The sequence below is a fragment of the Actinoplanes sp. NPDC048791 genome, assembly GCF_040650095.1.
In the GTDB taxonomy this organism is placed as follows: Bacteria; Actinomycetota; Actinomycetes; order Mycobacteriales; family Micromonosporaceae; genus Actinoplanes.
Genome location: NZ_JBEZGQ010001148.1, coordinates 1 through 2455 on the forward strand (window position 1 = coordinate 1; position 2455 = coordinate 2455).

The 2455-nt window shown below is 71.7% G+C and carries 3 protein-coding genes; 1 reads left to right on the top strand and 2 read right to left on the bottom strand.

Features of this window, described 5'->3' with window-relative positions:
• Positions 1-165: 165 nt before the first annotated feature.
• Entirely contained in the window at positions 166-1377 is a 1212-nt protein-coding gene (locus AB0C29_RS43490; RefSeq protein ID WP_360833529.1) for an acyl-CoA dehydrogenase family protein, read from the bottom strand.
• Between the two features lie 72 nt (positions 1378-1449).
• On the opposite strand from AB0C29_RS43490, the gene AB0C29_RS43495 reads away from it, so the two are divergent.
• Positions 1450-2118 (top strand): TetR/AcrR family transcriptional regulator, encoded by a 669-nt coding sequence (locus AB0C29_RS43495; RefSeq protein ID WP_360833531.1) that lies wholly within the window; start codon positions 1450-1452, stop codon positions 2116-2118.
• Here the strand turns inward: AB0C29_RS43495 and AB0C29_RS43500 are convergent.
• Positions 2096-2455 (bottom strand): MaoC/PaaZ C-terminal domain-containing protein (locus tag AB0C29_RS43500; RefSeq protein WP_360833533.1); only part of this gene is annotated, 360 nt, incomplete at its 5' end. The genes AB0C29_RS43495 and AB0C29_RS43500 overlap by 23 nt on opposite strands.

Consider the following 2455-nt stretch of genomic DNA (forward strand, 5'->3'; position numbering starts at 1 on the left):
CGGGCGGCGGCCTGCCGGAGCTCGCCGGCGAGGCCGAAACCCCACCGGCGCAATGCGGTGAGCTGCCTGATCAGGTCGCCCGGTGGGCCGGGACGGAGCAGCCCGCGCCGGGCCAGGGTGGCGAGCACGAACGGGACGGCCATGCCGGTGCACCTCCAGGGGCGGTCAGCGGATCGGCATCCCGGAGATCGCCCGGGCGATGACCAGCCGCTGGATCTCGGACGTGCCCTCGAAGATCGTGTAGATCTTGGCGTCCCGGTACATCCGCTCGACCTGGTGATCGCGCAGGTAGCCGGCGCCGCCGAGGATCTGCACCGCCTTCTCGGTGACCGCGACGGCCACCTCGCCGGCCTTCAGCTTGGACATCGACCCCTCGCCGGCGGTGAACGGCCGGTCGTTGCGGCCCATCCACGCGGCCCGCCAGACCAGCAGTCGGGCGGCGTCGATCTCCGTCTTCATGTCCGCGAGGGCGAATGCGATCGCCTGGTTCTCGATGATCGGCCGGCCGAACTGCACCCGGTCCTTGGCGTAGCCGAGCGCGTACTCGTAGGCGGCGCGGGCGATCCCGATCGCCTGGGCGCCGACCGCCGGGCGGGACAGCTCGAACGTGCGCATGGCGGCCTGCTTGCTGGCCCGCTGTCCCGAGCGGGCGCGGGCCAGGCGCTCGTCGAGGGCCTCCTTGCCGCCGAGCAAGCAGCTGCCGGGCACCCGTACGTCGTCCAGGAAGACGTCCGCGGTGTGCGAGGCCCGCAGACCGAGCTTCTTGAGCTTCTTCGTCCCGGCCAGGCCCGGCGTACCGGGCGGGACGATGAACGCGGCCTGGCCGCGCGAGCCCAGCTCCGGGTCGATCGAGGCGGTGACCACGTGGATGTTGGCGATGCCGCCGTTGGTGGCGTACGCCTTCTGCCCGTTGAGGACCCACTCGTCCTTGGCCTGGTCGTAGACGGCCCGGGTGCGCATCGAGGCGACGTCCGAGCCGGCCTCCGGTTCGGTGGAGCAGAACGCGCCGACCTTCGGGTCGGCGGTGTCACCGAAGCACTGCGGAACCCACTCGACGAGCTGCTCGGGGGTGCCGGAGCCGTAGATCGCGGCGACCGCGAGCGAGGTGCCGGAGATCGCCATGGCGATGCCCCCGTCGCCCCAGAACAGTTCCTCGTTCGCCAGCGGCAGGGAGAGCCCGGTCGGGTCGGACCACATGTTGATCAGGAACTCGAAGCCGTAGAGGCCGATCTTCGCCGCCTCCTGGATCACCGGCCACGGGGTCTCCTCGCGTTCGTCCCACTCGGAGGCGGCCGGACGGACGACGCCTTCGGCGAAGCCGTGCACCCACTCGCGCAGATCGCGTTGCTCCTCGTTCAGCTCGAGCCAGAACTCCACGGCAGGTCAGCCTTTCCTCAGAGAAACCTACTGGCGCGTTAAGTTACGGGGAGGATGCGTAGTCTGACAAGGGTGTCGACCACTCGCACCTTCAAGCGACTGCCCCGTGAGATCCGTGAGCAGCAGGTGCTCGACGCCGCGGTGCGGGTCTTCTCCCGCCACGGCTTCCACACCGCGTCGATGGACGAGATCGCTGAGGTCGCCGGCGTCTCCAAGCCCATGGTCTACGCCTACCTGGGCACCAAGGAGGAACTGTTCATCGCCTGCCTGCGCCGGGAGGCCACCCGGCTGATGGAGGCGATCGCCGACGTGGTCGACCCCGCCCTCGGCCTGAGCGACCAGCTGTGGTCGGGCCTGCGGGCGTTCTTCGCCTTCGTCGGCGCACACCGCGACGGCTGGGCCGTGCTCTACCGGCAGGCCCGCGGGCAGGAGCCGTTCGCTGCCGAGCTGGCCGCCATGCGCCGGCGCATCGTCGACGTGATCGCCGACCTGCTGGACCGGGCCGTGCGGGCCGAGGGGCGCCAGATCCACGGCACTGATCTCGAGGTCAGCGCGTACGCCCTCGTCGGTGCCGGGGAATCGCTCGCCGACTGGCTGGCCGATCACCCGGACGCCGACCCGGACAAGACCGCCGGCCGGCTGATGAACGTCGCCTGGCTGGGCGCCGCGCAGCTGCTCCGCGGCGATGTCTGGGCCCCGGGCGGCTCCGAGCCGCCGGTCACGTCCCGGGACGCGGCGTGACCCCGGTGACCGAGCCGGTCAGGTGGGGGCGACCGGAGTCCGCCGCACGCAGGGTGAAGTCCCAGCCGCCGCCGGCGGTTCGCGCCGCGGCGAAGTCGACCGTCGCCGGTAGCAGGATGGGCAACTTGAAGGCGACATCCACGCTGTAGGCCGGCGGCAGCCGCCCGTCGAGGGCGGCCAGACATCGTGCCTTGGTCCACATCCCGTGCGCGATCGGGCGGGGGAAGCCGAACAGGCGCGCGCCCAGCCGCGAGGTATGAATCGGGTTGTGGTCGCCGGAGACGGCGGCGTAGTCGCGACCCACCCGGACCGGGACCCGCCGGCGCGCGGTGGCGGC